Here is a 4,919-nt window from a genome sequence, read left to right as displayed (position 1 = left end):
GGGAGGCCTGGGGGTGGCGGTGGCGCGAAGGGACTGGGGGCTCGCGACCATCGCGGCGCTGCCAATTGGCTTCTCCGTGTGGAGCCAGCTGCGACTCCAGCGGGAGTGCCACGGGCCGAGCGTCGCGCCCCGGCACTTCTGGGTGCCGGCGGTGCTGCCGTTGCTGGGCGTGGGGGCGGCGCTGTGCGCCCGGCTGTCGCGCGAGGTGGACTGGCGCGGCAGGAGCTACCGGTTGGATTCGAAGGCGCGCCTGGGGGACGCCCAGCCCGCCCGGGCCAGCGTGTAGACGGGCCGGCGGACGCGACGATGCAGCCAGCTTCCCAACTGTTCCACCGCGCTCGCCACGGCGTCCCGCAGGGGAGGCCCGGCCGAGCGCAGCAGGGGCCCGGCGGACCGCAGCCGGCGGCCCGGCCCGCGCGTGGAGAGCATCGCGACGAGCGCATGGCCCACGACGCGCAGGTACTCGCGCGCCATCACCCGCATGCGCGGCTCCTCGGAGGAGAGCAGGGCCATGGAGGCGCGCGCGCCGCGAGGGCTGTGCTCCCAGTAGTGCAAGAGCCCCAGCCTCAGCGCCCGCATGCCCTCGTCCTGGCCGGCGAAGGCGCTGTAGAGCGCGGAGGCGAGCGCCACGCGGGTGCGCTGCGCCGGCCGCCGCTCATGGGCATAGCGTTCGAGCGCGCGCGGGATGTGGTCCGCGTGGCGGTGCAGCGCTTCCTGGAGGGCGCGCGCGTCGTGGAAGCACGAGGCCATGCCGCTCGCGGTGAGCGGATGGCAGCACGCGGCGGCGTCGCCCACGAGCACGGCGCTGCCCGCCCAGACGGTCTCCGCCAGCCGGTCGTCGTTGGAGGCCATGCGCGGCGCGGGTTGCTGCTCCAGGGCCCGTTGGACCTCGGACCTCAGACCCGGGGGCAGGGCGAGCAGCAACTCCGGCCGGGCCTTCAACGTCCCGGCGGTGCTGCCCAGGGGAAGGTCCACCATCACCCGCGCCACGCCGGGCTGGATGGCATAGGCGAGCGCGTGCAGCGGGCCTCCCACGAACTGGTGCCCATGGTCGGGGTAGGGCAGACAGGCGCTGTCCACGGTGACGCCCAGCATGGTGGAGATGCGCAGGTGGTGCTCGGCGATGCCCAGCATCCGCCGCACGGGAGATGCGCGTCCGTCCGCGGCCACGAGCAGCCGGGCCCGCACCGTGTGCTCGGCGCCCGCGTGGGAGAAGCGCAGGCGGACGCCGTGCTCGTCGTTGTGCTCCACGGCCGTCACGCGGGCGCGGCCGTGCAGGGTGACGCCGGGCCGATGGGACACCGACTCCAGGAGCGGGACGGTGAGGTTGGCGTGCTCGAGCGACAGCCCGGTGACGCCGCGTCCATAGGGGAGCAGGAGGGTGTGCGTGGTGGGGGCGTGGAAGCGGACCGCGAAGCCGCGCACGGGCTGGGACGTCCAGGCCTCCATGACGCCGCCGAAGCCCAGCGCGCGCAGGTCCCGCACGCCGGTGGGGTGGAGCAGCTCCCCGGCGAGTTGCTTGTGGCGGTCCACGCCCGCGTCGAGCAGCAGGACGGACCAGCCCAGCTCGGCGAGCGCCGCCGCCACCGCGCAGCCCGCGGGCCCGCCCCCGGCAATCACCACATCGACGTCCCCCACGCGGTCCCCCACTCGGTTCACGCGACAGTTTGTCTGTCATTGACGACTTAGCCATTGGTGCGTCACGCCGCACGAAGAGGAGGCAGGCATGGTGGTCCCAGGAGAGTCCTTCTGCCGCGCGCAGCTGCCCCGGGTGTCCCGGACGTTCGCGCTGAACATCCCCCTGCTGCCGGCGCCGCTGGACCTGGCGGTGACGGTGGCCTACCTGCTGTGCCGCATCGCGGACACGCTGGAGGATGAGGCTCCGGGTGCACTCCAGGGAGGGTTGCTGGAGGAGCTGGCCGGACTGGTGGCGCTGGAGCCGGGCTGGGAGGCTCGCACGCGGTCCTTCTCCCGGAGGGCGTGTCTGGCGTTGCGAAGCGGAGCCCCGGTGGCGGAGGCCGAACTGGTCGCGGGGACGCCCACGGTGCTGGAGACGCTGGCCTCGCTCCCTCCCTGGGTACACCCGCACATCGCGCGGTGCGTGCGCACGATGACGGGCGGGATGAATCACATCCAGCAGGTGAATGGAGGCGGCGGTGGCGTCAGGGGGTTGCCCGACCTCCAGGCGTTGTCCTTGTACTGTTATTACGTGGCGGGCGTGGTGGGGGAGATGCTGACCGGGCTCTTCGTCGCCTCCTCACCGTGGGTCGTCCCACGGGAGGCCCGGCTCGTTCCACGGGCGGTGGCCTTTGGACGGGCGCTGCAGCTCACCAACATCCTGAAGGACGTGCGCGAGGACCTGGACCGGGGAAGCTGCTGGCTGCCCCGGGACCGGATGGCCGCGCACGGGCTGGAGCCCGCCACGCTCGTGCTGCCGGGCCACCGCGCGCAGGCGGTCGCGCTGATGGACGAACTGGTGGCGGTGGCGCGCGGGGAGCTGGACGTGGCGCTCGAGTATTCGCTGGCCTTGCCCACCGAGGAGCCCGGCCTGCGGTTGTTCTGCCTCTACCCGCTCTTCTTCGCGGTGCTGACGCTCAACGCGGTGGAGGGCAACCCCGCGGTGTTCGACCCCGCGCCGGTGAAGATAGGTCGCGACGCGGTGCGGTCGCTGATGCTGCTCACACAGGAGCGGGTGTCTTCGGACGCCGCGCTGCGGGCGCTCCATGCGGAATGCTCACGGGTGCCGCATGGGATGGAGGCGCTGACATGAGCTCGCGTGCCCGCGACGTGCTGGCCCGGACGCAGGAGGCGGATGGCTCCTGGAAGGGCGACTACGGCGGCCCGTTGTTCCTGAGCCCGGTGTACGTGGCCGGGCTGTATGTGATGGGGAGGACTCCGGACGCGCGCATCCGGGACGGGTTGATCGTCCACCTGCGGGGGCACCAGAACGCGGATGGCGGGTGGGGGCTGGACGTGGAGTCGCCCAGCCTCGTCTTCACGACGGTGCTCAACTACGTGGCGCTGCGGCTGATGGGCATCGGTGCCGACGACCCGGGCCTGCTCCGCGCGCGGGCGTGGTTCCTTCCCCGGGGGGGGCCGCTGGGCAGCAGCTCCTCGGGGAAGTTCGTCCTCGCGCTGCTGGGGCTCTACGACTACGCGGGGCTGGACCCGGCTCCTCCCGAACTGTGGCTGTTGCCGCGAGCGCTGCCGTTCCACCCGTCGCGGCTGTGGTGCCATTGCCGCATGGTGTACCTGCCCATGGGGTGGCTCCATGGCCGCCGGGCCCGCGCGGTGGAGACGCCCCTGCTGGCCGAGCTGCGGCGTGAGCTGTATCCCCAGCCGTACGCGGACGTGGACTGGAAGAGGGCGCGCGGCCGGGTGGCCGCGTCCGACGCGTATACGCCCCGGAGCGTGTGGCTTCGCGCGGTGAATCGCGTGCTTGGAATGTATGAGCGGATCCACTCGAAGCGGCTGCGCGCCCGGGCGCTGGAGGAGTCCCTGGCGTTGATCCGCGCGGAGGACGAGGCCACGCACCACGTCTGCATCGGGCCCATCAACAAGGTGCTCAACACCGTGGTGTGGCACTTTGCCCGCCCGGAGGGCCCGGAGGTGCGAGCCCATCTGGAGCGCCTGCCGGACTACCTCCAGCACTCCCCGGATGGCATCAAGGTCAACGGCTACAACTCCTCGCAGCTCTGGGACACGGCGTTCGCGGTGCAGGCCCTGGTGGTGTCGGGGCCGACGGCAGGGGCGCGGGAGACGCTCGCGCGGGCGGGGCGCTTCCTGGAGGCGGAGCAGGTGCTGGAGGATTCGCCGGACGCCGGGCGCTTCTACCGGCATCCGAGTCGGGGAGGCTGGCCGTTCAGCACGCGCGCCCACGGCTGGCCCATCAGTGATTGCACCGCGGAGGCGCTGAAGGCGTGTCTGTTGTTGGAGCCGCTCGGGCTCAACCGGGTGCCTCGTGAGCGATTGGCGCAGGCGGTGGAGTTCATCCTCTCGCTGCAGAACCGCGATGGTGGCTGGGCCACCTACGAGCGACAGCGGGGGCCGCGCTGGTTGGAGCGGCTCAATCCCTCGGATGCGTTCGCCGGCATCATGGTGGACACCAGCTACGTGGAGTGCACGTCGGCGTGCGTGCAGGCGCTGGTGGCGTGGCGAACGGCGCGGCCGGAGGCGCCGGTGGGGCGGGCCATCGCGCGAGGCGTGGACTTCCTGCGCCGCACGCAGCGCCCGGACGGAAGCTGGGAGGGCTCGTGGGGCGTGTGCTTCAGCTACGGCACGTGGTTCGGTGTGACGGGGCTGGTGGCCGCGGGGGCGCGAAGTGAAGACCCCGCGCTGCGAAGGGCCGCCGCGTTCCTCAAGGCCCGGCAGCGCGAGGACGGCTCCTGGAGCGAGACGGTGCGGAGCTGCCGCGAGCGTCGCTGGGTGGACGGGCCCACGGGGCACGCGGTGACGACGTCGTGGGCGCTGCTGTCGCTCGTGGCCACGGGGGACGCGGACTCGGAGGCCACGCGGCGGGGCGTGGCGTGGCTCCGCGCGAGGCAGGGCGCGGATGGCCGGTGGCCGCCGGAGCCCCTGGCCGGCGTGTTCAACCGCACCTGCGCCATCCACTACGACGCCTACCTGCGCATCTTCCCGCTGTGGGCGCTGTCACTCGCGGGGGATTGGGAGCGTCGCGGCTTCTCGCGCAGGACATCCAGGGAGGAGGGGCACGCGCTCCCGACCTGAAGAACGCCGGAGATGCTCCGAGGGGGCACAGGGGCATCCCGACGGGCGTTGGGCCCCATTCGGGCGTGCCGTGACCGGGCCTGTAACCTTTCAGGGCCCTCCATCGTGGTTCCCGCAAAGGCACCTGGAATGTCCCGGGTGCGCGCAGGGAGGCCGGACATGCAGGCGATGAAGGTGGCGGTGGTAGGTGG

At 72.6% G+C, this 4,919-nt stretch carries 4 protein-coding genes; 3 read left to right on the top strand and 1 reads right to left on the bottom strand.

Annotated elements, in window-relative coordinates; all coding sequences use genetic code 11:
* Positions 1–286: hypothetical protein (locus D7X12_RS42660; protein WP_208719580.1), on the top strand; the 286-nt coding region annotated here is incomplete at its 5' end.
* On the opposite strand, the gene D7X12_RS39260 is transcribed toward D7X12_RS42660, so the two are convergent.
* Positions 226–1,638 (bottom strand): FAD-dependent oxidoreductase, encoded by a 1,413-nt coding sequence (locus D7X12_RS39260; protein WP_158620211.1) that lies wholly within the window; start codon positions 1,636–1,638, stop codon positions 226–228. The genes D7X12_RS42660 and D7X12_RS39260 overlap by 61 nt on opposite strands.
* An 88-nt stretch (positions 1,639–1,726) precedes the next feature.
* Between D7X12_RS39260 and D7X12_RS39255 the strand changes: the two genes are divergently transcribed.
* Together D7X12_RS39255 and D7X12_RS39250 are read left to right on the top strand one after the other, a co-directional pair.
* On the top strand, positions 1,727–2,770 hold the full coding sequence (locus D7X12_RS39255) for a squalene/phytoene synthase family protein (protein ID WP_120630270.1): 1,044 nt from the start codon (positions 1,727–1,729) through the stop codon (positions 2,768–2,770).
* The gene (locus D7X12_RS39250) at positions 2,767–4,728 is read left to right on the top strand and encodes a 2,3-oxidosqualene cyclase (protein WP_120630269.1); all 1,962 of its coding nucleotides are present in this window, start codon (positions 2,767–2,769) and stop codon (positions 4,726–4,728) included. The genes D7X12_RS39255 and D7X12_RS39250 overlap by 4 nt, the downstream gene beginning before the upstream one ends.
* Positions 4,729–4,919: the final 191 nt, after the last annotated feature.

The organism is Corallococcus sicarius (assembly GCF_003611735.1).
In the GTDB taxonomy this organism is placed as follows: Bacteria; Myxococcota; Myxococcia; order Myxococcales; family Myxococcaceae; genus Corallococcus; species Corallococcus sicarius.
This window is presented reverse-complemented; position numbering and strand designations above follow the sequence as displayed.

What these genes read in the sequence shown, in the direction of transcription:
- D7X12_RS39250 (WP_120630269.1), top strand. Translation starts at nt 2,767, where the DNA reads ATGAGCTCGCGTGCCCGCGACGTGCTGGCCCGGACGCAGGAGGCGGAT.
- D7X12_RS39255 (WP_120630270.1), top strand. Translation starts at nt 1,727, where the DNA reads ATGGTGGTCCCAGGAGAGTCCTTCTGCCGCGCGCAGCTGCCCCGGGTG.